The following is a 24808-nucleotide window of genomic DNA, read 5'->3' as shown; positions in this document are numbered from 1 at the left end:
CCCACGCCGACGGCACGCCGATTGTCATAATCGGTCCGCCCTTGACGGTCCCGGCCAAAATGGCCAAAGTGCACGACGGGACAGCTATCTCACTCTAATTGCAGCGCTTTTTGTCGAGGCCCAGATGGAACACGTCGAACATGTTCGATTCGGCGACCAGCTTTACGCGATCATCGTGCGCGCCTCGTTCCGCGAACCGGGCATCCATTTCTTTTCGTCGCCGGAACTGTCGCAGCAGCTCGCCTATATGAGCCATCCGCAAGGCAAGAGCATCGAGCCGCACCGCCACAACAAGGTGACGCGGGAGGTGCACTACACCCAGGAAGTCCTGCTGATCCAGAAGGGCAAGCTCCAGGTCGACTTCTACACGGTCGAGGAAAAATATCTCGAAAGCCGCGTGCTCGGTGCCGGCGACATCATCCTGCTGTGCAGCGGCGCCCACGGCTTCCACGTGCTCGAGCCGCTCGAAATGTTCGAGATCAAGCAGGGTCCCTATTCCGGCGAGAACGACAAGACCCGGTTTGCCGAGGTCGCGCCGTCCGAAATCCGGATCAAGGGTCCGGGCCTGTGACCGCGCCGTTCATTCCCGTCAACACGCCGCTGCTCGACGGCAACGAGGCCGACTATCTCGCCGAGTGCATCCGGACCGGCTGGATCTCGTCGGAGGGACCGTTCATCAAGCGCTTCGAGCAGGCGATGGCCGAAATTGCCGGGCGGCGCCACGGCATCGCCGTGACCAACGGCTCGGTCGCACTCGACATCGCCGTTCATGCGCTCGGGCTCGAGCAAGGCTCCGAGGTCATCATCCCGACCTTCACGATCATCAGCTGCGCCGCCGCTATTGTGCGGGCCGGCCTCGTCCCCGTCGGCGTCGACTGCGATCCCGCGACCTGGAACATGACGGTCGAGGGTGTCGAGGCCGCGATCACGCCGCGCACGCGCGCGATCATGCTGGTCCACATCTATGGCCTCCCGGTCGATCTCGATCCGATCATGGCGCTCGCGCACAAGCACGATCTGAAGCTGATCGAGGACGCCGCCGAGATGCACGGCCAGACCTATCGCGGTGCGCCCTGCGGCAGCTTTGGCGACGTCTCGACCTTCAGCTTCTACCCCAACAAGCACGTCACCACCGGTGAAGGCGGTATGATCCTCACCGACGACGACGCGCTTGCCGATCGCCTGCAAGGCTATCGCAATCTCTGCTTCCAGCCGCAGCAGCGTTTCGTCCATGAGGAGCTCGGCTGGAACGCCCGCATGACCAACCTCCAGGCCGCGCTCGGCGTCGCCCAGGTCGAGCGCCTGCCGCGCACGGTCGAGCTCAAGCGCCGGATCGGCCGGCTCTATGACGAGCATCTCGGTGGCCTCAACAGCGTCCGCCGCCCGGTCGCCCGCACCGGCTATGCGGACAACATCTACTGGGTCTACGGCATCGTGCTCGGCGACGACGTGCCGTTCGACGCCAAGGAAGCAATGCGCCGCCTCGGCGAAAAGGGCATCGGCACGCGGCCGTTCTTCTGGTGCATGCACGAACAGCCGGTGCTGCGCCGGATGGGCCTGATGCTCGGTGAGTCCCATCCGAACGCGGAATACATCGCCCGCCGCGGTTTTTATTTGCCGAGCGGCCTTGCCTTGACCGACGACGAGATCGCTCGCTCTGCGCAGGCGCTGAAGGAGATTCTGGCGTGACGGTGTTCGCCGACTACGCGCCTTGGTACGACCTCTTGTATCAGGACAAGGATTACGCGGCGGAGACGGCGTTCGTCGAAGCGCGGCTGCGCGACCACCGCGTTTCCTCGGGCAGGCTGCTCGATCTCGGCTGCGGCACCGGCCTGCACGCGCTCGCCTTCGCGCGCCAGGGGTGGAACGTTGCCGGCATCGATCTCAGCCACGAGATGATCGCGAGTGCCAAGGCACGCGCCCAGCAGGCGGGACTTGCGATTCCGTTCCGGCAGGGCGATGCCTGTGTCGCGGGCCCCGAACGCGATTTCGATGCGGTCGTGTCGCTGTTCCACGTCGCCAGCTACCAGACCAGCCGCGATGCCCTGATGGCCATGTTCCGCACCGCGCACGCCGCGCTGAAGCCGGGCGGCGTTTTCTTTTTCGACTACTGGTACGGCGGCGCCGTGCTCGCGCAGGGCGTCGAGACCCGGGTCAAGGTGATCGAGCAGAAGCCGCTGCGCCTCACCCGCATCGCGCAATCCGATCATGACGAACAGGCCGCGACCGTCACGGTGAACTACACGCTGTTCTGCGAGGACACGGACCGCGCCACGATCCGGCGCGTCGATGAAGCGCACCGGATGCGCTACTGGTTTCCGTTCGAGATCGACGCGGCATTGCAGGCAAGCGGCCTCCAGCCGGCCGGCCACGCCGCATGGCTGACGCAGGACGCACCACATTCGAAGAACTGGGCGGCCTACGCGGTCGCCAGAAAGAGCGTCACGCCGTGAGACCGCTGCGGCTCGCCGTCATGCTGGAACAGGCCCTCGAAGTCGGCGGCGGCTTCCAGCAGCCGCTGAGCGACCTGCTCTGGCTGCGTGACTGGGCGGCCAAGTCGGGCAACGAGATCGTGGTGTACTCGCCCTATCCGAAGACGCTGGAGATCCTGAAGGAGTTCGGCGTCGCGGCCCGGCTGCGCAAGTTCGGCGTGCTCGACTATGTCTTCCTGTTCCTGAAATATTGCGGACCGTTCGATCTGGTCCAGATCGCACTGAAGCTGAAGTCGTCGTTCGAGCGCGCGCTGATCCGCGACGGCATCGACGTCGTGCATTTCACCTCGACCTCGAAGCGGCACTTGCTGCTCTATGAGCTGCCCTTCATCATCACGATCTTCGACGGCTGCCATCGCGACGCGCCGGAATTTCCGGAGGTCCGGACCTTCGGCGAATTCGAGCGCCGCGAGATCCTGTTCGGCCTCGCCAGCATCAAGGCGGCGGTCGTGATCGTCAACGCGCCCGAGCTGACCGACGATCTCTGCCGGCGCTACGCCATGGAAAGAGAGCGCGCGGTCTGTATCCCGTTCTCGCCCTCCACCTATGTCAGCCGATCCGCGCCCGATGCCGCTGCCGACGCGGCGGTGCTGGCGAAATATCGGCTCGAACCGGGCTATCTGTTCTATCCGGCGCAGTTCTGGCCGCACAAGAACCACATGACGCTGCTCGCCGCGCTCGCAAGCTTGCGCGAGCGGGGCATCACCGAACGGCTGGTGCTGTGCGGCTCGGACCGCGGCGGCCGCGACAAGATCGACGCGGCGATCCGCACTTACGGCCTGTCGGACCAGATCTCCATCATCGGCTTCGTCGAGTCCGCCGAGCTCGGCGCGCTCTATCGCGGCGCCTCGGCGCTGGTGATGCCGAGCTATTTCGGCCCGACCAATCTGCCGCCGCTGGAAGCCTGGGCGGTCGGCACGCCGGTGATCTATCCAGAGGCGTTCAAGGCGCAGGCGGGTGATGCCGCGATCCTGTTCGACTACGACGACCCGCGCTCTCTCGCGGATGCGATCGTCGCTCTGCGCACCGACGGCACGCCCGAGCGTTTGCGCGCAGCCGGCCATCGTCGGCTGGCGCAATTTGCCGAGGAGACCGAGGCCGGCCACCAGCAATTCGCCCGCCATTTGGAACGGCTGAAGCACCGGCTGGCGCTGACGCCGCGTTAAGGCGAGCTAAGCCGGAATCCGCGCGCGCAGCCGCTCGCGCAACGCGCCGCTCAACAGCGGGCTTGCGAGCACGGCGACCACGATCAGCCAGATTGCGCATTCGGCGAGGAAATGCACGAGCCCGCTGCCCGGCACCAGCGCGGTGATCGCGAGGCCGATCAGCCAGCCCGACGCCACGATGCCGATGGCCATGAGCAACAGGAAGGCGATGTGCCTGAACGGGTGATGCAGGGTCTGCCGCATGATCACCAGCCCGAGCAGTCCGAACTGGACCAGGATGTCGCTCGCGACCACCGCGAGCGCGGCGCCCAGCGGTCCGAGCCGCGGGATCAGGACAATTGACAGCACCAGGAAGACGACGAGCTGGAGTCCCTTGGTCCGGATCAGGAGCTCGCCGCGATTGCTGTGATTGGCAAAGACCAGCGCCAGCAGCGAAGGGGCGACGACCGCCGAGCCGAGCAGCAGCGTCACCGCGAGCGGCCCGTCATAGGGAATGCTGCCATGGGTCCACAGCGCGAAGAAGTCGGGCCAGAACGGCAGGAGCCCCGCGACGATCAGGCTGGCGAGCCCCGTCACGAACACCGAGCCATGGGCATAGAGCCGGCGCAGCCGCTCCCTGTCGCCGATTGCATGGTCGTGGCCGAGCTCGGCGCCGAGCGGCAGAGTGACCTGGAGGCAGAGCCCGCGCACCAGGCTCGCGATCACGCGCGTCAGGCCCCATTGCGCAACTGCGACGCGGTTCGTGACCAGCGCGGAGACGAGCAGCACCGGAACGTTGACGAGCGCGAGCTCGGTGACGTTGGCGACCGCAAAAGGCAGCGCGCGGCCGAACTGCCCGATGCTCCAGCGCCAGGATGGCGGTGCGAACGGCGATCGGCCGGCACGGCGCAGAAACGGAAACAGGCGCGGCGCGTCGAACGCGGCGATGAAGATCGCGAACAGCAGCTGCATCGACACGAAGGCAATCGCCACCGCCAGCAGGCTGCCATACACCGCCAGCGCGGCGAGCTGCGCGATCTGTCCGAGCAGCAGTGCGGCGTTTTGCAGCCAGACCGTCCGGCCGTACTGGCCGCGCACGCGATACAGGCCGGAGGCGAGATTGGCGGGCAAGGTGAGGAGCATGCCCAGCGTCATCACCAGCATCGCGACATCGAATGTCGGCGCCGCGTGAAAACCGAGCACTGCCGACGGCCGCGCGAGATACACGGCCGCGCACAGCAGGACACCCAGCACCGCGACGACCGCGAGATAGATCCGCAGCATGGCGCGATAGAAGTTCGCGGTCCGCCCGTCGCTGTCGGCGCTGGACTTGAAGGCGAGAAACCGGTTGACCGCCCGAAGCTGCAATCCGGCATCCGCCACGACGACGAGGCTGCCGGCCGCATAGATCGCGAGCCACGCCGCAAGCATGTCGCCGGTCCAGACGTGCAGGAAGGCCGGGATCAACAGCAGCTGCTGGGTCAGTCCCAGCACCATCTGGACCAGGTTCGCCGACCAGCCCTGAATGAGCCGACGGGCGCGGCCGACACCGCCGGATCCGCTCGGGCCGTCGGCCTTGCCGGGCGCGTCAATCTGCGTGTCGGTCAAGCCGCATCCTTCCCGGCAAGCGATCGGCCCGGCGCGCCCGATCGCCGACTGATTCCCAACGACGGCAGCCGCACACGCTGTGCCATCGGATCAAGGCGTTAAGGCCGCGTCTTAAGGCGATTGGAGAGCTTAGGCAATGGCATCCGAACCCGGGCGCCGGCGCTCAGAGCCCGTCCGACTCGCCGTTCTTCGGCGTGGCGCGCGGCACGGAGGGGGAGAACGCTGTATCGGTCGTGCCTGGCATCGTCAGCCTGCCGCCGGCATCCGCAGGCGGGCCCGTGGGGGCGGCCGCCGGGTCCGGCCGCTGCAGCGCCAGCACCTCGCTGCGATCGCCCTGTTTGAACGTCACCTCGCGCGGCTGAACCGAGGTCAGCGACCAGCCGCCGAGCGATTCGCCCTGCCGCAAGCGCACGACCTTCTGATCGCTGCGGTTCACGAGAATCGCAATGGCGTCGCCCTCGCCCACCACGGCCCCGACCAACAGCAGCGGCAGCGGCGCCTCGACCGCTTGGGGCGGCGGTGCAGAGATCTCTTCGACCGGCGATGCGGCGACAGCGCGCGGCGGCGGCCGGCGCATGGCCGAGAAGATCGGGCGCTCCTGGGTTACGGTCAGCGCCGAGAGCGGCACCGACCACAGCGGATTGCCGCGGGGAATTGGCCTCGCCACAGCCTGCTGCGCGGGCCGCGCGATCGGCCTCATCGTTCCGACATCGACGCTGTCGGCGGGGCTGCCCGCGGCGTCGTCGGGTAGAACATCCATGCGCGATGAGGTGGCAGCCCAGGTCTCGGCGGCGCCCAGAACCATGAACAACACGGCCAATCCTGTCGGTCTCAGCCACCCGGACATCGACATCCCCTGCGACCACCGGCCGCGCCACGACGACGGCGAGCCGCCAGCGCCAAACTAGTTCCGATCGGTACCGTCATCAACCCACGCCTGTCCTGCCCGAGTCAACGCGCACCCACGTTCTCTTCTGCATTTGTTGCAAGGCTTGAACATGTTGCCCAACGGCCACGATCGTTGAAATTGCAAGCGGAACGGCCAGGAACCCGGCCCAAATAGATGTCCGTTCATTGCCGGCCGCTGCAACGCCATGGGATTATGGCATGGGTGAAGGGCCTCGCCCTGCGGCCCAGCTGCACGCTGACGATGATTTCTTTGCTGATTTGAGAAGGCGGGATGGCGGGACCGACAAGGACGCGTGGGCAGATCGGATACGGGCTGCGGTCCGTCGCGCGCCATTCGCTGGCGACCCTGCTCGCGACCACGGCGCTCGGCGTCGTCGCCGCCCACGCCGTGGACGGCGACTGGAACGGCGCCAGCAGCGACTGGACGGATCCCACCAACTGGTCATCCAACCCGAGCGTGCCGGACGCAACTGCGACGTTCACCAACACCGGAAGCACGGGCGTCGACAACAACAACGGCGTCGTCGTCATCGGCACCATCCAGTTCACGCCCATCGCGCAGGCCTACTCGATCACGGTCGGCAACCCGTTCATCATCAATGGAACGGGCATCGTCAACGATTCCGGCACGACGCAGAATTTCGAAGTCACCTCCGGCAACAATCTGGTGTTCCAGAACAGCAGCACCGCGCGCAGCGGTATCGGGGACGTGACCATCACGAACGATATCGGCGGCACCGTCAACTTCATCCAGAACAGCACCGCGGGGACGGTGACCCTCGTCAATAGCGGCTTTGTTACGTTCGACGATTCGAGCTCCGCCGGCAGCGCTACGATCACCAACAACGCCAACGGCCAGATCGATTTCTTCACCAGCGCTTCGGCGGGCAGCGCCACGATCAACAACCTCGCATCGGCCACGCTGAACTTCCACAACACCACCACCGCCGCCACATCGACCATCAACAACGACGGAACGGTAACCTTCGACGGCTCCGCCAGCGCCGGCAGCGCCACGATCACCACCAACAACGGCGCAACGACGAACTTCACGGGCTCGAGCACGGGCGGCAGCGCGCAGTTCATCACCAATCTGGGCGGCACGGTCGACATTTCGGGCCTGACCAGCGGCGGCATGACGGCGGGCTCGATCGCCGGCGCCGGCAACTACGTGCTCGGCGCGAACACGCTCACCACCGGCAGCCTCAACAGCTCGACCCAGGTCGACGGCGTGATCTCCGGCACCGGCGGCGGGTTGACCAAGGTCGGCACCGGCACGCTGACGCTGACCGGCACCAACACCTATACGGGCGCAACCACGATCTCGGCCGGAACGCTGGCGCTGTCGGGCTTCGGCAGCATTTCATCGTCCAGTGTCGTGACGGTGAATGCGACGTTCGATATCTCCGCGTCCTCATTCCCGTTCAACGCCATCACGACGCTCGCCGGCAATTCCAGCGGTATCGTCAACATGGGCGGCAACGGGCTGTTCATTACCAATGGTTCGACCGAATTCGCCGGCGTGATCCAGGGCACGGGCGGGCTCGAGATCGGCGGCGGAACGCAAACGCTCACTGGCGTGAACACTTATTCCAATGTGACCCAGATCGATAGCGGCGGCACGCTGGCACTCAAGGGCAGCGGCTCGATCGCAAGCTCACTCTATGTCGCATTCTCGGGCGCAGGCGCCACGCTCGATATTTCGCAGACCACGTCAGGCGCTTCGATTGGCGGGCTCTTCTCGTTGAGCCCGGTGGGCACCGTCGCGCTGGGATCGAAGACGCTGACGATCACGAATGGATCGTTCTTCGGCGGCGTGATCCAGGACGGCGGCATCGGCGGCGGCACCGGCGGCAATCTTGCGATTGCAAACGGAGCGACGCAGCAGCTCTACGGCACCAACACCTATACCGGCACCACCACCATCGCGAGCGGTGGCGAGCTCGATCTCATCAATTTCGGCGGTAGCGACGGCAGCATCGCGACCTCGAGCAGCGTCATCGCCAACGGCATCCTCGACATTGCGAGCCTGAGCGGCGGCACCTCGATCAAGTCGCTGTCGGGTTCGGGCGCGGTCAATCTCGGCGCTAATACGCTGACGATCACGAACGGTAACAGCACCTTCGCCGGGATCATCGACGATGCCGGCGCCGGCGGCGGCCTGACGGTGGCGGGCGGCACGCAGACGCTGTCCGGCAACAACACCTATACCGGCGCCACCACCGTGAATGGCGGCACGCTGGTGGTGGACGGCTCGATCCTGAACAGCGCAACCACCGTCAACACCGGCGGCACGCTCGCCGGCAGCGGCACGGTCGCAGGCGTCCAGGTCAACGGCGGCACGCTCGCCCCGGGCAGCGCGGCGAGCCCGTTCGGCCCGCTGACGGTGAACGGATCGCTCATCTTCACGGCGGCCTCAACCTATCTGGTGCAGGTCTCCTCGACCAATGCCAGCCTCACCAACGTCACGGGCGCAGCCGACCTCGGCGGCGCGACGGTGAGAGTCAACTTCACCTCGGGTACGGTCAAGAAGCAGTACACGATCCTGAACGCGGCCTTCACCCTCGCCGGCACCAGCTTCAATTCGAACGTCGTCTCCAACATGCCGACGCTCAACGCGACACTGAGCTACGACACCAGCAACGTGTTCCTCAACGTCAACGTCAACTTCGCGCAGGCTGGCGGCCTCAATGTCAACCAGCAGAACGTCGCGAGCACGCTGACCAATTTCTTCAACTCGACCGGCGGCATCCCCGCGGCCTTCGCTGCGCTGGCGCCGGCGGGGCTGACGACCGCTTCGGGCGAGCTGGGCACCGGCATCATCCAGTCCGCGATCAACGCCGACGGCCAGTTCCTGAACCTGATGCTCGACCCGACCGTCATCGGCCGCAGCGGCGGCTTTGCCAAGGCAGGCAGCGTCGCGCAATTCGCCGAAAGCGATGACGCGGCCGCCTATGCGTCGATGCGTCCGGCCAACGCGCGCGAGCGCGAGGCCTATGCGATGGCGACCAAGGCGCCGCTGCTCTCGTCGCGGCCGGCCAACCGCTGGAGCGTCTGGGCCGCCGGCTATGGCGGCGCAGCCGAGGTCGGCGGCAATGCGCTGGTCGGCTCGCAGGACCTGACCGCACGGGTCTGGGGCGGCGCGGCCGGTGCCGACTACAGGATCTCGCTGGACACGCTTGTCGGCTTTGCGCTCGGCGGCGGCGGGCTGAATTATTCGCTCGCCAATGCGATGGGCTCGGGCTCCGCCGATTTGTTCCAGGCCGGCGTCTATGGCCGGCACAATTTCGGGCCGGCCTATGTCTCAGCCGCCCTCGCCTATGGCTGGCACGACGTCACCACCAACCGCACCGTCGCGCTCGCAGGCGCCGACCAGCTCCAGGGCCGCTTCAAGGCCGACACATTCTCGGCCCGCTTCGAGGGCGGCTACCGTTTCGCGACGCCGATGGTCGGCATCACGCCCTATGCGGCGGCCCAGGTGACAAACTTCAACCTGCCCAATTATTCCGAAGTCAGCCTCAATGGCGGCGGGCTGTTCGCGTTGAACTATGCCGCGCAATCCCTGACCGACACCCGCTCCGAGCTCGGCCTGCGCACCGACAAATCCTACGCGATGCAGAACGGCGTGCTGACGCTGCGCGGCCGCGCCGCCTGGGCGCATGATTACAATCCGAGCCGCGCCGTCACCGCGTTGTTCCAAACCCTGCCGGGCAGCAGCTTCGTCGTCAACGGCGCCAGGGTCGACGCCGATTCCGCGCTGGTCAGCGGCAGCGCCGAGATGAAGTGGCTGAGCGGCTTCTCGGTCGCCGGTACGTTCGACGGCGAGTTCTCCGGCAACGTGACGAGCTATTCCGGCAAGGGCGTGTTCAAATACAGCTGGTGAGCGCCGTGCACGCTCCTACTTCCCCGCCTGCCACTGGCCGGAGACGCCCAGGATAACCCTGACGCGGCCGGTGCCGGCCTCGTTCAGCGCGGTGGTCTGCGGCACCTGGACGTCGAGCTGATCGACGAACAGGAACGGCATGCCGGCCTCGAGATCGTAGAGCAGCTTCTGGAGCGCGGACTGCTCCAGCTCGCAGCTCACGACGAGACCGACGAAACCGTCCTTGGTCTGCGCACCGGAGACGTCGACCTGCGAAGACTGCACCGAGCCGCCGACATTGCCGACCGCGGCCGCAACCCGCTGCAACAGGTTGGCGCCGGCGACCGTCACCGTCGGTCCTTCCAGGAACGGCGTGCCGGGATGCTCCGCCGCCGAGGATGCGGCATTGCCGGGACCTGCCTTGCGGCCGCGCAACTGGTCGAGCAGGTCCGAGGTCTGCGCCAGGGCCTGGCGGTGGGCGATGACGTCGGCGACCGACAGGCCCGCCATCAGCAACAGCCCGCCGGCAATCGCAAAATAGAGCGTGACCGAGATCAGCCGCGATCCAGCGAGCGCCCGCGCAACCGCGTTTCCGCTTCCAATCCCGACGCTGCTCATGGTGCGTTCCTCGGTTCGATCTGCGCCTCGATGTGGAAGCGCTCGCCGGGGTCGGAGGAGGCCCGCGTGGTCGGGGCGTAGAAGGTCGCGCGGGTGAAATGCCGGGACTGCTCGATCAGCGGAATCAGCGAAGGCGCGTCGCGCGTGATGCCGGCGATCTGGACCTTGTTGCCGGCCAGATGCAGCTCGGTGACATAGGTGTGGTCCGGCAACAGGCGGCTCAGCGACTCCAGCACGATCACGCTCGCCGGCGTCTCGTATTTCCGCCGCTCGAGAAGCGCCAGCGGCGAGCGGTCACCGCCGTCGCCGCCGGAGCGGATCGCGGCGCGGCGCTGGGTGATCTGCCGGTCGAGCTCGCTCTCCTGCGCGCTGAGACTGTCGGCCAGATAGCCCGCGGCAATCGATCCGACGACCGCGGCGGCGGCAACGACAGCCAGCACGGCTTGCAGCGTCCGGCTCAGCCGCGCCGGGTCGACCGCGCCGCGCGATTTCTGCTCGAACACCTTGATGCGCACGCCCTCGGCGGTCTCCGCCGCGACCGCGATCGCGGAGGGATGGAAGCCGGACACCGCCTCGACATAGCCCATGGCCAGCTTGCGCGGTGCCGCCGCGATCAATGTCGTGATGCTCTCGCTGCCATGCGCGGCCGGCGCGCTGCAGCCGAACACGGCTTCGCTCGCGCTCCACGGCGTCAGGCGGTCGATCTGTGCCCGCACGATGCCGTCGAGAAAATCGGCCGCACGGGCGGGCAGCTCGAGCGGACGGAACAGGAAGCGCGCCGGCCGCAGCACGATCTCGACACGGCTGCCGCGAACGATCTGCGCGAGATTGGCGCTGGCGAACGCGCCGTCCACGAACGCGATCTCCTTGGGCGTATTCTCCGATTTTGCAGCTTCCAGCGCGAACGCGCCCTTCTCGTCCTCGACCAGCCGCACCACGCGCGGCGACACCATCCGCTCCAGCCCGGAGACGACTGCCGCCGCCACGGTGCCGGTCCAGGCATCGACAATGGCGCGAAGGGAATTGAGCGAGCTCATCTCACAAAGGCTTTCCGGCGGAGCCGTCGAAGGCATTATGCCACGACAATACACGATAGGGCTCATCGCCGCTTTCGAGAAGCAGGATGACGATCTCTGTCGAGCTCTGGCGGCGCGAGGGCGCCTCGACGGCGACCGTCAGCCGGTAGGCCTTCGAGCCTTCGATCGTCGCATTGGTGTTGCCGGCGAGCCCGATCAGGGATCGCGGATCGACATTGGGATCGGCGCGGTCGCGCAGCACCTGTTGCAGCGTCTGCGGCGTCATGCCGGGCAGCGCCGCCACCACCTGCGGCGCGGCGTCGAGCACGTTCACCGTCCGCATGTTGCTGAACACGGTGACGAAGGGCAGCACGCGCTCGACCACCGCGGGCGGAATGCCGCGCACCAGCCACAGCTCGTCGCTGTGCGGAAACGGCGCATGACGCGGCAGATAGGACGCGCCGAGCGTGCGGTAAAAGGAATCCTCGGGATTGTCCTGGCCGGGCTCCGTCGACGATCGCCAGGCCAGGATCCGATCGGCATAGGTGGGTGCATCCGTCGCGGAGACGCCGAGCGTCGTCATCAGGCCTGTGAGGACCGGTTTCGGCGCCATGTTGAGATCGATGCGGGCGGCTTCCGAACGGAACGTCACGGTCACCCGGCCCGCCCCGACGCGGGCATTGAAGGTGCCGCTGGTCGGACGCGTCGCCTCGTTCTGCGCCGTCAGCCGGTAGGCCGCAAGCTCGAGGCCGGCATTCACCAGTGCGTCGGCCTGCAACCGGTCGGTGTTGACCGCGACCGTGACCGCGGTGTTGGTGACATAGCTCAGATAGATCAGCGCGAGCGCCGCCAGCGCAGCCAGCATCCAGAGCACCGCGATGACGATGAAGCCACGGCTTTCGCGAAGCGTCCCACGATCGTCCGGCGTGCCGCTCAAAGCTGCTGCTCCTGTTTCTCCGGCTGTTGCGGCCGCTCACGCGCCGTCACGCAGGTCGCCGGATTCTTGGCCCGCGCGCATTCGGCCGGCGCGGTGATATGCGGCATCGCCGCTGCCGAGACCGCCAGCACCTGGCCTGTGGCGCCGTCGCGCACCCGGATGCGAATGCGCTCCGGCAGTTGCGCCTGGCCGCGCCAGACCGGCTGCCATTGCCCGTCCGACCCGGCATAGGAGAAGCTCACGCGGAACGGCGCGCGGATCAGCACGACCTGGTCGACGAAGCGGATCTGTCCGTCGGTCGGCATCGGCTGGAACGGCGCGCGCTCGCGCACCAGCGCGAGCCCCTGGGCGTCGGCCTTCTCGATCAGGCGGATGAATTCGAGCCCCGGACGCGCGCTCGGGCCGATTGCGGTCCGCACGAAGGTCACCGACAATTCGCCGCCGTCGAACAGCGGCACCCTGGCGTCGCTGTTCACGGCCATCTGCTCGGCGACGGACAGATCGGCGACGATACGGTCGAGCCCGGTGGCAAGACGTTCGGCGCGCTGCACACGGGCGATGCCGCGATTCCAGTTCGGCAGCCACTGCGCCGTCACCGTCGCCAGCGCCGCCAGGATGACCGTCATCAACAACGTCGCCAGCAGCACCTCGAGCAGGGTGAAGCCCGCTTCGGAGGCGATCGCGCGGCGCAGGCGTTTCATTGCACGGCCCTCGGCACCAGCTTCACCGTCGTGATCTGGAGCGCGCTGCCGTCGGCGCGCTGGAGGCGCAGATTGACCGCCAACGGCACGAAGCGATCGGTGTCAGGATTGCCGCCGGGCACATTCATCGGCGCGACGTCGACGCGCCAGCGGCTGCCGGCCAGCCCGCCGCTCTGCCGGCCGGGCTTCAGCAATCTGCGCGCTGGCAGGTCCGCAAGCAGCGTCTCCGCCGTGCCGGCCAGCACCAGACGCTGGTCGATCGAGCGCGTGCCCTTCGCCGTGGTGGCGATGACCGAGCCGATGGTTCCGAGCACGATCGCGATGATCGCAAGCGCGACCAGCGCCTCGATCAGGGTGAAGCCGGCGGCGCTGTTAGAGCAGCTTGTTCGCGACAATCTCGACGCCTCCGGTCAACCAGTTGACGCGCACCTCGTAGCCCATGCCCGGCCGCGCCAGCGCGATCACCCCGCCGCACGACATGCCCGACGGAAAGAAATCGATCGACCGTCCCGCCGCGCGATCGGCGCAGCGCGAGGCCAGCGTCGCCTGCACGGTCACGTCGTTCGGCAGGCGGATGATCCGCCCGGTGACGCCGGAGCGGATCGCGCGCGCCTCGGCATCCACCTGCGTCGTCACTCTGACTTGCCGGCGCAGCGCCGAGTTGCGGTCGGCCTTCAGCAGCGCCGCGGTCTCGACCGCGTAGCTTTCCAGCTTCGCCCGCGTCGTCGAGCGCGGGATCGCCGGCAGAACGATCGCCGCGAGCAGGCCGATGATCGCGAGCACGCACAGGATCTCAATCAGCGCGAAGCCGCGCGCATCGCAGATTGCCTCAGCGCGCGCCGCTGACAATGTCTGCCGCCGTTCCACTGCCGCCTTCCTGACCGTCGGATCCGAGCGAGATGATCTCAAACGGTGCGTTCGTGCCCGGTGAGCGATAGACATAGATGTGGCCCCAGGGATCGTTGGGGACGACACCGCCGCGCAAATAAGGCCCGTTCCAGCCGGCCTGATTGTTGCTGCGCGTCAGCGACGCGAGGCCTTCATTGGACGTCGGATAGCGGCCGAGGTCGAGATAAAACAGATCGAGCGCGCTGGAAAAGCTCTCGATCTGGATCTTCGCCGCCTTCGCCTTGGACTCGCTAAGATAGTTCAGCACCCGCGGGCCAACCAGCGCCATGATCATCCCGATGATGGTGATGACGACGAGCATCTCGACGAGGGTGAAGCCCGCCTCCCCTCGCCCTGCGCGCCGCCGGCCGCGCCTTATGGATCGATGTTTGGTCACATGAGTCCCTTCCTATTGCCAAATCTAGCCGACAATCTGACTGACCGACATCAGCGCCGTCATCACCGACGTGATCAGGCCGCCGACGACCAGGGAGATCGCGATGATCGCCGCAGGCCCCGCAATGCCGACCGCGCGGTCGAGCATGCGTTGCAGCTTGGCCTCGTAGAATTCGGCGATCCGGCCGGACAACATCGGCAACTGCCCGGTCTCGTCGCCGAGTCTCAGCATGCGCACCGCCATCGCCGGCAGCGCTTGGGTCTCGGCCAACGCGTCGGAAAGCTTCGAGCCGTGGCGAACGCGATCGGCGGCATCGCTCCAGACCGCGGACGGACCGGTCGTCGCCATCATGTCGATCAGGATCCGCAGCGTGGTTGTGAGGTTGACGCCGCTGCCGAGCAGCAGGCCGAGATTGCGGCAGAACAGCGCCGTGCGGTATGAGCTCATCAGGTTGCGGATCGCCGGCAGCCGCGTGATCGCATTGGTAAGGCCGCGGCGGACGCGCTCTTGCCGCAGCAACAGCCAGACCGCCGCGATCGTGGCGGCAAGTCCGGCCAGCACCGCGTCGGAATTGCCGCGCAGGAAGGTCGAGATGTTCAGGAAGACGCCGACGATCGGATCGACCTTGGCGCCGAAGTCCTGCAAGACGCTGGCAAACTGTGGCAGCACGAAGGTGAGGAAGAACAACAGCACACAACCCGCCGCGCCCAGCACGAACAGCGGATAGCGGATCGCATCCGACAGCCGGCGCCTCAAGGCCTCGCTGCGCGTGCGCTCGCCGGCCAGCACTTCCAGCACCTGATCCAGCGATCCCGACGCCTCGCCGACCCGCACCAGCGCGATATACATCGGCGGAAACAGTCCCTCATGGCGCGCCAGCGCCTCGGCAAAACTCTCGCCCGAAACGACGCGCGAACGAATGTCGGCAACGACCGGGCGTAACCTGCCGAGATCAGGATCGGCCGCGAGCAGTTCCAGGCCGTCATTGATGCGGGCGCCGGCACGCAGCAGGAGCGCGAGATCGCGGGTCAGGATGGTCACGTCTTCGGGCTTTGGCCTGTTGAACAGGCTGAACACACTGCCGTCCGCACCGCCCTCCTCCGGCGTGACGTTGTCGACCAGCACGAGGCCGAGCCGCTCGATCCGCTGCGCGACGTCGCCGGGCCCGGGCGCGGCGATGGCGCCGGAGACCAGTTCGCCGTTGGCATTGAGCGCGCGGTAGCGATAGTTCGGCATGATATCTAGCGCACCTGGGTTTCTAGCGCACCGTCGTGACGCGGAAGACCTCGGGCACCGTCGTCATCCCGCCCCGGCATTTTGCGACCGCATCCTCCAGCATCGTCGTCATGCCACCGTGCATCGCGGCGGCATCGATGCTGTGAGAGTCGGTCTGGGGCCCGATCAGCGCGCGCACCTCGTCGGACATTTCGAGGATCTCGAACACGCCGTTGCGGCCGCGATAGCCGGTGCCGCCGCAGCGCTCGCAGCCGCCGGCCTCGTGCACGACCTCGCCGGCCTTGAAGCCAATCACCGCAAAGCGCGGATCCTTGGCGAGATCGGCCTCGGTCAGCGTGTGCGGCACCTTGCAGCGGTCGCAGAGCATGCGCACCAGGCGCTGTGCGACCACCGCACGCAGCGTCGACTTGAGCAGGAAACCCTCGATGCCGAGATCGATCAGGCGCGGCACGGCGGCGGCCGCGGTCTCGGTATGCAGCGTCGTCAGCACGAGGTGGCCGGTGAGTGCGGCGTGGATCGCGATGTGCGCGGTCTCGGCGTCGCGGACCTCGCCGACCATGATCACATCGGGGTCCTGACGCACGAAGGCGCGCATGGCGGAGGCAAACGTCAGCCCGATCGACGGCTTGACCTGGGACTGGTTGATGCCGGGGATCTCGTACTCGACGGGATCCTCGATGGTGAGGATCTTTCGCGTCGGCTCGTTCAGGATCGACAGCATGGTCGCAAGCGTCGTGGTCTTGCCGCTGCCGGTGGGGCCGGTGATCACGATCATGCCATGCGGCATTGCGAGCAGCCGCGTCATCGCGCCCTCGTCGCGCGCGCCGAGTCCGAGCTTGCTCATCTCGAGCAGGCCGCGGTCGCGCGGCAGCAGGCGGATGACGGCGCTCTCGCCATGCTGCGTCGGCATGGTCGCGACGCGGACGTCGAGCTCGCTGCGCCCGACCCGCACGCGCGCCGCGCCGTCCTGCGGCAGGCGCCGCTCGGCGATATTGAGGCTGGCGAGAATCTTGATGCGCGAGATCAGCGCCTGCGGCGGGATGCCGTGCGGCGACGGCAGCGCGCGCAGAAGGCCGTCGACACGCATGCGCACCACGAGACCGGCGCGGAACGGCTCGACGTGAATATCGCTGGCGCGCAGATCGACCGCGCGCTCCAAAAGATCGTTCAGCGCGCGCACCACCGGCGCGCCGCTGGCGAGATCGCGCAGGCTCTCGATGTCGTCGTCGGATTGGGCACCGCTCCGCACGCCGTCGTCGGTCTTCGCATCACCGACGTCGGCCCTCTGGTCGAGCACCGTCGTAATGTCCTCATATGACGCCACGACGACATCGACCGGCGCACCGAACACGATTTCGGCGGCGCGAATGGCAGCCGTGTCGGAGGGGTCGGCGACAGCCAACCGAAAATCGCCATTTTGCGCGCTGAAGGGAAAGATCGTGGACTCGCGCAGGAAACGGCGCGAAAAGCCGTCGAGGCGAGGCGTGGTCGCGAGCAGTTGCGGCAGGCTCAGCCGGAGCAGAGCAAAATAATCGGCCACTTCGTCGGCGAAGTCGGCCGCGGAGAGATCGGTGGCCTCCCAGAATTCGCGCAAAGGTCGGGTCAGCGCCGGATTGGCCGGCTTTTCCACGCGGACATGCGCCCGTGGCGGCAGTGCATACTTTTCCAGGAGATGCTGTCGGAAGCTATCTGCGGAGCGGTCTCGCATCGCATTCACAGCGTTGACCTTGTTACTTGAATGCAACAGCTTCTACGGGTGACGGAAAGTCTTTGCCCTTGACTTATTTCTTAGCAAAAACATAATCGTGGCGCAAATTATTGCGCGTCCGAGCCAAGGGGGATCGGATGCATTCTTCAGTCACTCTCAGCGTTGGCAGGCGTATTTTGTTTGAAGTGGTCCAGCCGCTTTTGCGCCGCCGCTCAGCGTTGACTGGAACGCTCGTTCTGTTGTCGTCCGCCTTCCTGCTCACGGCCTGCATCGTCACCGCCGACCAATCGGTGGAGGCGGACCCCAGGGATCCCCGCGCGCAGGACATCGCCGACAAGGTCCGCTCCATCGATCTTCAGCCACGGCAACCTGCGGATGCGGGGGCCAGCGGCATCGCCCAGTCGAAATCGTCGAAACCCGCGATCTATCTCAGCGATGGTGCAGCGCCGCAAGGTGGCGCGCTCGCCGAACGCGACGATGCCGGCGGCAGCGGCTACGACCTCAATTTCGAGAACGCGCCGGTCGCGACCGTCGCAAAGGTCATCCTTGGTGACGTACTCAACGTCGGCTACACGATCGACCCGCGCGTGCAGGGGACCGTGACGCTTGCCTCCGTGCGCCCGGTGCCCAAGGCGGACGCGCTCTACGTGCTGGAGAATGCGCTGCGCATGTCCGGCGTGGCGGTGGTGCGCGACCGCACCGGCTATCGCCTGCTGCCGGCACCGGAAGCCGGTCCCGGCGGCATCGACCGTTCGGCGAACGCCGCGGCGGGCCAGGGCATCACGGTGGTGCCGCTGCGCTATGTCTCGGCCCAGAACATCTTCAAGCTGCTCGATGCCTTCGGGGTGAAGGCCTCGACCATGCGTCCCGACGGTGCCCGCAACACGCTGATCGTCAGCGGCAGCGGTACCGACCGGGCGACCGCGATCGACACCATCCTGTCGTTCGACGCGGACTGGATGCGCGGGCAATCGGTCGGCATCTTCCCGGTGCGCAACTCCACGCCCGAGCCGCTCATCGCCGAGATGGAAAAGATCATGGATTCAGGCGAAGGCGGCCTGGGCCAGGGCGTGGTCAAGTTCCAGCCGATCGGCCGCCTCAACTCGATCATGGTCGTCAGCCAGAAGCCGGAATACCTCAAGCGCGCGCAGGTGTGGATCGCGCGGCTCGACCGCTCCGACACCGATGGCGTGAACCTGAAATCCTATCCGCTGCGCTACGGCAATTCCAAATCGGTGGTGGCGCTGTTGAACGAGATCCTGTTCAGCCAGAGCGCGACCGGCACGTCCTCGCCCGACAATGCCTCGAGCCAGATTTCACCGGGCTCGGGCGTCGCGACGTCCTCGTCCGGAACCAACCCCGTGGCCTCGCTCAGCGCGCTTCCGACCGCGGCCGCGGGCGCCGCTACTCCGGTCACCGGTGCTCCCGGCTCTTCGTTCGGTGCGCGTCCGGCGCCTCCGGCCGCCACCGGCACGCCCGGCCAGGACAACGGCGCCGGCTCGCTGCTTGGCTCGGGCTCGAAACCCGCCAACGCTGCGATCCTACAGAACGTGCGGATCACCGCCGACGTCACCAACAATGCAGTGCTGGTCTATGCCAACGCGGAATCGCAACGCGTCGTCGAGCAGACGATCCGGCAGATCGACCGGCCGCAGCGCCAGATCGGGATCGAGGCGACGATCGCCGAGGTCACGCTGAACGACCAGTTGAACTACGGCGTGCAATTCTTCCTCGCCAGCAGGCAGGGCTCGATCTCCAACACCATCTCGGGCGTCAGCAATTCGGCCACGATCGGCAGCAATATCGAGGGAACAAGCACCGCGGTAAACGCCGCGGCCGGCGCGCTGCTCGGACGCGTGCTGCCGGGCTTCAACTTCCTGATTGGCTCCGAAAACTCGCCGCGCGTCATTCTCGACGCGCTGCACGGCGTCACCAACGTCAAGGTGCTGTCGAACCCGTCGCTGGTGGTGCTGGACAACCAGGCGGCGACCCTGCAGGTCGGCGACCAGGTGCCGTTCTCAACCGGCACCGCGACGGTGCTGACCGCCAACAACACCGTCGTCAACACCATCGACTACAAGAACACTGGCATCATCCTGCGCGTGCTGCCGCGCGCCAACGCCAACGGCAATGTCGTGCTCGACATCGAGCAGGAGATATCGAGCGTGGCCGCCGGCAGCGCCAACTCGCTGACGCCGACGATCTCGCAGCGCCGGGTCAAGAGCTCGATCGCGGTGACGAGCGGGCAGACCGTGCTGCTCGCCGGCCTGATCAGCGAGACCGAGAACAGGCAGCGCCAGGGCATTCCGATCCTCGATTCCATTCCCGGCATGGGCGATGCCTTCTCGCACCAGACCACCGCGCGCGCCCGCACCGAGTTGATCCTGTTCATCCGCCCGACCGTCATCAAGGACGGCGTCGATGCACATGTCATTGCCGAGGAAATGCGCAGCAAGATGAACAGCCGCCTGGTCGGCACCAGCAATCCCGTGGTCACCGTGAGCCCGCCCGGGGCGGCGCGCTAAGGGCGTGACGGATCAGGCTGAGGACGACATCGGCCTGCCGCTGGTGCTGAGCCTCGCGCTGCTGGTGGGCGTCTTTGCGAGCCTCGTCACGGCGCCGGGCGCCGAAGGCCTGTATGGCGCGTTCCTGGCCGCCCTGATGCTCGCCATCGCGGCGAACGACGCGCGCCACTATCTCATTCCGAATGAGCTGACAGGCGCGGCCTTCGCGCTCGCCCTGATCCGCGCCGGTGCGTACGTGCCCGACATCGGCGTCGAGGCGCTGCTCTGGCCGGTGGCCCGCGCGGCCGCTGTGGCGCTCCCGCTCCTGGTTCTGATGGCTCTGTACCGGCGCTGGCGCGGCCGCGACGGGCTCGGGCTTGGCGACGTCAAGCTCGCCGCGGTCTGCGGCGCATGGCTCGATCTCACAACCGTGGCCGCGGTGATCGAGCTTGCGGCGCTGCTCGCGATCGGGGCCTATCTCATCCATGCTGCCCTGCGAAGACAGCGGCTGCGCCCCACGGCCTTCCTGCCGTTCGGGCTGTTCCTGGCGCCGGCGATCTGGATCGGCTGGCTGGGCGAGACCTGGTACGCGAACTGGCTGAGCGGCTGGCCGGGCTAAACCAAAGCATGATCCGGACCCGCAGGGCCGCGTTAGCGCAAAGTGCGCAGCGGTTTTCCCTCGCGACAAACGCGGAACGCGTTTGCGCGGAAATGCGGTCCCAACAGCCCAAGGTGGCAGCCGCCGCAACGGCGGCGACTGTATTTTTCTCGGGCCGGCGATCAGTGCTCGCGGCTCGGCGCCCATTCCAGCGCCCGCAGGCGGGCCTGGGCGATCTCCCCGCGCGTCATCTTGGTGGTGACGGCATCGCGGATCCGGGCCCTTGCCTCGCGCGACCGCGGCGGCGCGGCGGCCGTCGACAGATTGAGCCATTTGGAGGCTTCGACGATGTCCTGCGGCACGCCAAAGCCGCGGTCGTAGAGCAGCCCCAGCGAATACTGGGCGAGGCTGTCGCCCTGCTCCGCCGCCCGCCGGTACCACATCGCGGCTTCCGTGTAGTTCTGCGGCACGCCGCGCCCGGTCTCGAACAGGAAGCCGAGATAGGACTGCGCCGCCGCATTGCCCCGCTCGGCCAGCGGAATGAAGACGCGGGAGGCCGTCACATAGTCCTGACGATGAAAGGCGGAGACGCCCTGGCGGAGGGACTGGGCATGGGCCGGGATCACCAGCGCGAGCATCAGGAGAATGGCGGCGCAGCCCCATCCCGCCCGTCGCGAAAAGCCGCGCACCCATCCCTGCGGGGCTACACGGCAAAACCCCGGATCGTGGCTGTCGAGGGTCACCATCCCACCCGCTCCCCTTGCTTGCGCAGCCAGATTAGTCCGTGGGTAGCTCGAAATCCATAGTGCACGCCGGCCACAAAAAAGCTCCGGGCGCACCGCGCCCGGAGCTCATCAATTGGACCAGGCCTAGTGATATCCGCCGGCGGTACCCGGCGTCGTGTCCGGGTTGTTGCCGTTGATCTGGTTGTCCAGATACGACAGCACGCTGCCGACGGTCGCCGCGCCCAGATTGTTGACGATCATCGAGCGTCCGATCCGCGCCCCAGCAGTGCCGCCGAGGAAGAAGCCCGTGCTCAAATTCTCCGAGATGCTGCTGTTGTTGACCTGAGCGTTAGACGATCCCTGCACGCTCAGACCGACGAAGTTCTTGTGGATGGCCGTGTTGTTGATCAGGCTCCGCGAACTGCCACCGTTCGTGTTGATGCTAACCCCGGCGCCGTCAGCCGCGGTGCCGTTGTGCGAGATCACGCTGTCGCGGATCATCAGCATCGAGTTGAAGTTCGACGGGTTGACGAAGACGCCGACGCCGGCCGCACTGTTGAAGTTCCTGATGAAGCAATGCTCGATGAGCACCGAGGCCGCCTGCAGGACGTTGACGCCCTTGAGCCCGGTTCCGGCGCCGTCGATGTCCAGACCGCGCAGCACGATGTGGTCGGTCGCAGCTGCATTGACGTTGATGCCATTGGTTCCGGCCGCCAGCACACCACCCACGACACCCTCGCAGTAGACCGAGATCGCCTTGGTGATGGTCAGGGTGCCGAAGCCCGCGGAATCGAGGCAATTGATCTCGCCGCCAGCCGCGGTCTTCGAGATCGCGCCGGCAAAGGTCTTGCACGGCGCCGTGCGGCTGCACGGGTTGACGTCATCGCCCACACCTGAAACCCAGGTTCGGGTGGCCTGGGCGTGAGCCGATTGCGACGTGACGAACGGTAAGAGCAATCCCGCCATGAGAGCCCATAGAGCAATGCGACGCATTTTGAACCTCCTAAATTGAACTGAAAAATTTCAAGCTGTTGTCATGTCAGAAGCTTCTCGAGACGCACAGGACTAGTGATACCCGCCAGCTGTTCCCGGCGTGGTGTCCGGGTTGTTGCCGTTGATCTGGTTGTCCAGATACGACAGCACGCTGCCGGTGGTCGCCGATCCCAGATTGTTGACGATCATCGAGCGGCCGATCCGCGCCCCCGCAGTGCCGCTGAGCGCGAAGCCCGTGCTCAGGTTCTCCGAGATGCTGCTGTTGTTGACTTGGACGTTGGACGATCCCAGCACGTTCAAGCCGATGAAGTTCTTGTGGATGGCGGTGTTGTTGATCAGGCTCCGCGAACTCCCGCCGTTGGTGTTGATCTGAATCCCGGCGCCATCGGCCGCGGTGCCGTTATGCGAGATCACGCTGTCGCGGATCATGAGCATCGAGTTGAAGTTCGACGGGTTGACGAAAATGCCGACGCCGCCCGCGCTGTTGAAGTTCCTGATGAAGCAATGCTCGATGACCACCGAGGCCGCCTGCAAAACGTTGATCCCCTTGATCCCGGTGCCGGCGCCGTCGATGTCCAGACCGCGCAGCACGATGTGATCGGTCGCGGCTGCATTGATGATGACTCCCGTGGTCAGGGACGCCAGTATCCCGCCAACGACACCTTCGCAGTAGATCGAGATCGCCTTGGTGATGGTCACGGCGCCGAATCCCGCGGAGTCGAGACAGTTGATCTCGCCGCCAGCCGCCGTCTTCGAGATCGCGCCGGGGAAGGTCTTGCACGGCGCAGTGCGACTACACGGGTTGGCATCGTCGCCGACGCCCGAAACCCAGGTTCTCGTCGCTTGGGCGTGAGCCGGCTGCGAGGCAATCAATGGGACGAACAATCCCGCAACCAGGGTCCAAAGTGCAATTCGACGCATTTCTTCCTCCCGAGATGAAGCTGAGATTCCCAGCTTGTTGCCATGCACAAGTATTCGCTGCCGTAGCCAGCGCGGCGCGCGGCACTACGGCATCACTCTCCACATTTCGTTGAAGATTCCCCGCCGCTTTCGGCGCTCGCAAATATGGCCTTAGTGTTGAAATTCTTGGATACGCAAGGCTACAGGGAAAATGGAAACAGGCTTCTTTGGCATTTCAAATCGCGCAACTGTTGCGCGATTGGCTGCGGGCCTTCTAGTGGTCGCGCAGGATCAGGCAAGGTTCAATTTAACGTGCATTTTTTGTGTATGAAAACCTCCCCGACGTCCCAGAATATATTCCACGGAGGCCGTCGCGGCAGGCGGATTGCAGGCGCTTCATGCATGTCCCGCAATTCACGACACTGCACGCAAGCTGTGACGGCGATGATCGTCCGTGCTGCGTCGATTCGACGCGACGAGGCAGTACCGTCAGGCCAGCAAGAAGCCGGCACCGTGCAGGTTGTGTAGAAACTCAGCCAGACCGTCGGTCACGGCCGTGTCGTGGTTCGCGCCGACGGCGCCGTCGCCGTTGAGATCCTGATGGAATGTCGTCTCCAGCGCCTTCAGCGACGCGTCGGTGGCTGACACCTCCGGCGCAGCGGCGAGTGTGGTCAGGAAGTTGCCGTTGCTGTCCGTGCTCCAGATCGAAAAATGTCCGTCCGGTCCGTACTTCCAGGCGACATCATAGCCGCCGCCCGACACCTGCTCGGCGCCAACCACAGACCATGACCCCCAATTGGCGGCGATCACCGGATTGCCCAGATACTTCAGAACAGGTCCGGTGCCCGTGCTGATGCTGTTCAGGTGATAATTGTCCCCGGACAGCACCAGGCTGGTCGATCCGGCCGACTCGATCGTGACGTCGCCGGTCACAGCGACCGGAAGACCGATCGTGCCGTCGCCGTTGAGATCCTGGTGGAACGTCGTCTCCAGCGCCTTCAGCGACGGGTCGGTGGCTGACACCTCCGGCGCAGCGGCGAGTGTGGCCACAAAGTTGCCGTTGCTGTCCGTGCTCCAGATCGAAAAATGTCCGTCCGGTCCGTACTTCCAGGCGACATCATAGCCGCCGCCCGACACCTGCTCGGCGCCAACCACAGACCATGATCCCCAATTGGCGGCGATCACCGGATTGCCCAGATACTTCAGAACAGGTCCAGTGCCCGTGCTGATGCTGTTCAGGTGATAATTGCCACCGGACAGCACCAGGCTGGTCGATCCGACCGACTCGATCGTGACGTCGCTGGTCACAGCGACCGGGATACCGATCGTGCCGTCGCCGTTGAGATCCTGATGGAATGTCGTCTCCAGCGCCTTCAGCGACGCGTCGGTGGCTGACACCTCCGGCGCAGCGGCGAGCGTGGCCACAAAGTTGCCGTTGCTGTCCGTGCTCCAGATCGAGAAATGTCCGTCCGGTGCGTACTTCCAGGCGACATCATAGCCGCCGCCCGACACCTGCTCGGCGCCAACCACAGACCCATGATCCCCAATTGGCGGCGATCACCGGACTGCCC

Annotated in this window: 22 protein-coding genes; 7 read left to right on the top strand and 15 right to left on the bottom strand. The window is 66.1% G+C overall.

Going from position 1 to position 24808, the window contains the following annotated elements:
• Positions 1-124 precede the first annotated feature (124 nt).
• Genes ACXJMY_RS19175 through ACXJMY_RS19160 form a run of 4 tightly spaced genes read left to right on the top strand, consistent with a single transcriptional unit; the run spans position 125 to position 3658 of the window.
• Positions 125-571 (top strand): hypothetical protein, encoded by a 447-nt coding sequence (locus ACXJMY_RS19175; RefSeq protein ID WP_456620901.1) that lies wholly within the window; start codon positions 125-127, stop codon positions 569-571.
• Positions 568-1689: a DegT/DnrJ/EryC1/StrS family aminotransferase gene (locus ACXJMY_RS19170; protein WP_456620900.1), complete on the top strand. Its 1122-nt coding sequence runs from the start codon at positions 568-570 to the stop codon at positions 1687-1689. The genes ACXJMY_RS19175 and ACXJMY_RS19170 overlap by 4 nt, the downstream gene beginning before the upstream one ends.
• Entirely contained in the window at positions 1686-2453 is a 768-nt protein-coding gene (locus ACXJMY_RS19165) for a class I SAM-dependent DNA methyltransferase (RefSeq protein WP_456620899.1), read from the top strand. The genes ACXJMY_RS19170 and ACXJMY_RS19165 overlap by 4 nt, the downstream gene beginning before the upstream one ends.
• Positions 2450-3658: a glycosyltransferase gene (locus tag ACXJMY_RS19160; protein WP_456620898.1), complete on the top strand. Its 1209-nt coding sequence runs from the start codon at positions 2450-2452 to the stop codon at positions 3656-3658. The genes ACXJMY_RS19165 and ACXJMY_RS19160 overlap by 4 nt, the downstream gene beginning before the upstream one ends.
• Before the next feature lie 6 nt (positions 3659-3664).
• On the opposite strand, the gene ACXJMY_RS19155 is transcribed toward ACXJMY_RS19160, so the two are convergent.
• Together ACXJMY_RS19155 and ACXJMY_RS19150 are read right to left on the bottom strand one after the other, a co-directional pair.
• On the bottom strand, positions 3665-5245 hold the full coding sequence (locus ACXJMY_RS19155; protein WP_456620897.1) for a lipopolysaccharide biosynthesis protein: 1581 nt from the start codon (positions 5243-5245) through the stop codon (positions 3665-3667).
• Positions 5246-5408: 163 nt separating this feature from the next.
• Entirely contained in the window at positions 5409-6050 is a 642-nt protein-coding gene (locus ACXJMY_RS19150) for a hypothetical protein (RefSeq protein WP_456620992.1), read from the bottom strand.
• Positions 6051-6425: 375 nt separating this feature from the next.
• Here ACXJMY_RS19150 and ACXJMY_RS19145 point away from each other — a divergent pair, with 375 nt between their 5' ends.
• On the top strand, positions 6426-10037 hold the full coding sequence (locus ACXJMY_RS19145; RefSeq protein WP_456620896.1) for an autotransporter domain-containing protein: 3612 nt from the start codon (positions 6426-6428) through the stop codon (positions 10035-10037).
• Positions 10038-10052: 15 nt separating this feature from the next.
• On the opposite strand, the gene gspM is transcribed toward ACXJMY_RS19145, so the two are convergent.
• From gspM to ACXJMY_RS19100, 9 genes are read right to left on the bottom strand one after another with little or no spacing between them, the layout of a single operon-like run.
• On the bottom strand, positions 10053-10634 hold the full coding sequence (gene gspM / locus ACXJMY_RS19140; RefSeq protein ID WP_456620895.1) for a type II secretion system protein GspM: 582 nt from the start codon (positions 10632-10634) through the stop codon (positions 10053-10055).
• The gene (locus ACXJMY_RS19135; RefSeq protein ID WP_456620894.1) at positions 10631-11671 is read right to left on the bottom strand and encodes a PilN domain-containing protein; all 1041 of its coding nucleotides are present in this window, start codon (positions 11669-11671) and stop codon (positions 10631-10633) included. The genes gspM and ACXJMY_RS19135 overlap by 4 nt, the downstream gene beginning before the upstream one ends.
• Before the next feature lies 1 nt (position 11672).
• Positions 11673-12587: a general secretion pathway protein GspK gene (locus tag ACXJMY_RS19130; RefSeq protein ID WP_456620893.1), complete on the bottom strand. Its 915-nt coding sequence runs from the start codon at positions 12585-12587 to the stop codon at positions 11673-11675.
• A complete protein-coding gene (locus ACXJMY_RS19125) occupies positions 12584-13288 on the bottom strand; it encodes a hypothetical protein (RefSeq protein ID WP_456620892.1) in 705 nt (234 codons plus the stop codon). The genes ACXJMY_RS19130 and ACXJMY_RS19125 overlap by 4 nt, the downstream gene beginning before the upstream one ends.
• Positions 13285-13683, bottom strand: coding sequence for a type IV pilus modification PilV family protein (locus ACXJMY_RS19120; protein ID WP_456620891.1), 399 nt, complete (start codon positions 13681-13683; stop codon positions 13285-13287). Before ACXJMY_RS19120 ends, ACXJMY_RS19125 begins: the two co-directional genes overlap by 4 nt.
• On the bottom strand, positions 13661-14155 hold the full coding sequence (locus ACXJMY_RS19115) for a pilus assembly FimT family protein (protein ID WP_456620890.1): 495 nt from the start codon (positions 14153-14155) through the stop codon (positions 13661-13663). The genes ACXJMY_RS19120 and ACXJMY_RS19115 overlap by 23 nt, the downstream gene beginning before the upstream one ends.
• Positions 14118-14573 carry a type II secretion system major pseudopilin GspG gene (gene gspG, locus ACXJMY_RS19110; RefSeq protein WP_456620889.1) on the bottom strand — a complete coding sequence of 152 codons (456 nt, stop codon included), beginning with the start codon at positions 14571-14573 and terminating at the stop codon, positions 14118-14120. The genes ACXJMY_RS19115 and gspG overlap by 38 nt, the downstream gene beginning before the upstream one ends.
• 24 nt (positions 14574-14597) lie before the next feature.
• Positions 14598-15809: a type II secretion system F family protein gene (locus ACXJMY_RS19105; RefSeq protein WP_456620888.1), complete on the bottom strand. Its 1212-nt coding sequence runs from the start codon at positions 15807-15809 to the stop codon at positions 14598-14600.
• Positions 15810-15831: 22 nt separating this feature from the next.
• The gene (locus tag ACXJMY_RS19100) at positions 15832-17517 is read right to left on the bottom strand and encodes a GspE/PulE family protein (RefSeq protein ID WP_456620887.1); all 1686 of its coding nucleotides are present in this window, start codon (positions 17515-17517) and stop codon (positions 15832-15834) included.
• A 137-nt stretch (positions 17518-17654) separates the two neighbouring features.
• On the opposite strand from ACXJMY_RS19100, the gene gspD reads away from it, so the two are divergent.
• On the top strand, positions 17655-20042 hold the full coding sequence (gene gspD, locus ACXJMY_RS19095) for a type II secretion system secretin GspD (RefSeq protein WP_456620886.1): 2388 nt from the start codon (positions 17655-17657) through the stop codon (positions 20040-20042).
• 4 nt (positions 20043-20046) lie between these two features.
• Entirely contained in the window at positions 20047-20640 is a 594-nt protein-coding gene (locus ACXJMY_RS19090; RefSeq protein WP_456620885.1) for a prepilin peptidase, read from the top strand.
• Between the two features lie 161 nt (positions 20641-20801).
• Here ACXJMY_RS19090 and ACXJMY_RS19085 read toward each other — a convergent pair whose 3' ends face one another.
• The 4 genes from ACXJMY_RS19085 to ACXJMY_RS19070 form a co-directional block, all read right to left on the bottom strand.
• A complete protein-coding gene (locus ACXJMY_RS19085) occupies positions 20802-21365 on the bottom strand; it encodes a tetratricopeptide repeat protein (RefSeq protein WP_456620884.1) in 564 nt (187 codons plus the stop codon).
• Positions 21366-21488: 123 nt separating this feature from the next.
• Positions 21489-22337 carry a right-handed parallel beta-helix repeat-containing protein gene (locus ACXJMY_RS19080; protein WP_456620883.1) on the bottom strand — a complete coding sequence of 283 codons (849 nt, stop codon included), beginning with the start codon at positions 22335-22337 and terminating at the stop codon, positions 21489-21491.
• Between the two features lie 72 nt (positions 22338-22409).
• Positions 22410-23258, bottom strand: coding sequence for a right-handed parallel beta-helix repeat-containing protein (locus ACXJMY_RS19075; RefSeq protein ID WP_456620882.1), 849 nt, complete (start codon positions 23256-23258; stop codon positions 22410-22412).
• Between the two features lie 468 nt (positions 23259-23726).
• A complete protein-coding gene (locus ACXJMY_RS19070) occupies positions 23727-24767 on the bottom strand; it encodes a hypothetical protein (protein ID WP_456620881.1) in 1041 nt (346 codons plus the stop codon).
• Between the last annotated feature and the right edge of the window lie 41 nt (positions 24768-24808).

It is taken from the genome of Bradyrhizobium sp. P5_C12 (assembly GCF_054049735.1).
Note: the sequence above shows the minus strand (reverse complement) of the source record. Positions and strands in the feature narration are given on the sequence as shown.

Excerpts from the sequence above, each read along its gene's own strand:
- ACXJMY_RS19175 (WP_456620901.1), top strand. The coding sequence starts at position 125 with ATGGAACACGTCGAACATGTTCGATTCGGCGACCAGCTTTACGCGATC.
- ACXJMY_RS19150 (WP_456620992.1), bottom strand. The coding sequence starts at position 6,050 with ATGGTTCTGGGCGCCGCCGAGACCTGGGCTGCCACCTCATCGCGCATG.
- ACXJMY_RS19145 (WP_456620896.1), top strand. The coding sequence starts at position 6,426 with ATGGCGGGACCGACAAGGACGCGTGGGCAGATCGGATACGGGCTGCGG.
- gspM (WP_456620895.1), bottom strand. The coding sequence starts at position 10,634 with ATGAGCAGCGTCGGGATTGGAAGCGGAAACGCGGTTGCGCGGGCGCTC.
- ACXJMY_RS19135 (WP_456620894.1), bottom strand. The coding sequence starts at position 11,671 with ATGAGCTCGCTCAATTCCCTTCGCGCCATTGTCGATGCCTGGACCGGC.
- ACXJMY_RS19125 (WP_456620892.1), bottom strand. The coding sequence starts at position 13,288 with ATGAAACGCCTGCGCCGCGCGATCGCCTCCGAAGCGGGCTTCACCCTG.
- ACXJMY_RS19105 (WP_456620888.1), bottom strand. The coding sequence starts at position 15,809 with ATGCCGAACTATCGCTACCGCGCGCTCAATGCCAACGGCGAACTGGTC.
- ACXJMY_RS19100 (WP_456620887.1), bottom strand. The coding sequence starts at position 17,517 with ATGCGAGACCGCTCCGCAGATAGCTTCCGACAGCATCTCCTGGAAAAG.
- gspD (WP_456620886.1), top strand. The coding sequence starts at position 17,655 with ATGCATTCTTCAGTCACTCTCAGCGTTGGCAGGCGTATTTTGTTTGAA.
- ACXJMY_RS19085 (WP_456620884.1), bottom strand. The coding sequence starts at position 21,365 with ATGGTGACCCTCGACAGCCACGATCCGGGGTTTTGCCGTGTAGCCCCG.
- ACXJMY_RS19080 (WP_456620883.1), bottom strand. The coding sequence starts at position 22,337 with ATGCGTCGCATTGCTCTATGGGCTCTCATGGCGGGATTGCTCTTACCG.
- ACXJMY_RS19075 (WP_456620882.1), bottom strand. The coding sequence starts at position 23,258 with ATGCGTCGAATTGCACTTTGGACCCTGGTTGCGGGATTGTTCGTCCCA.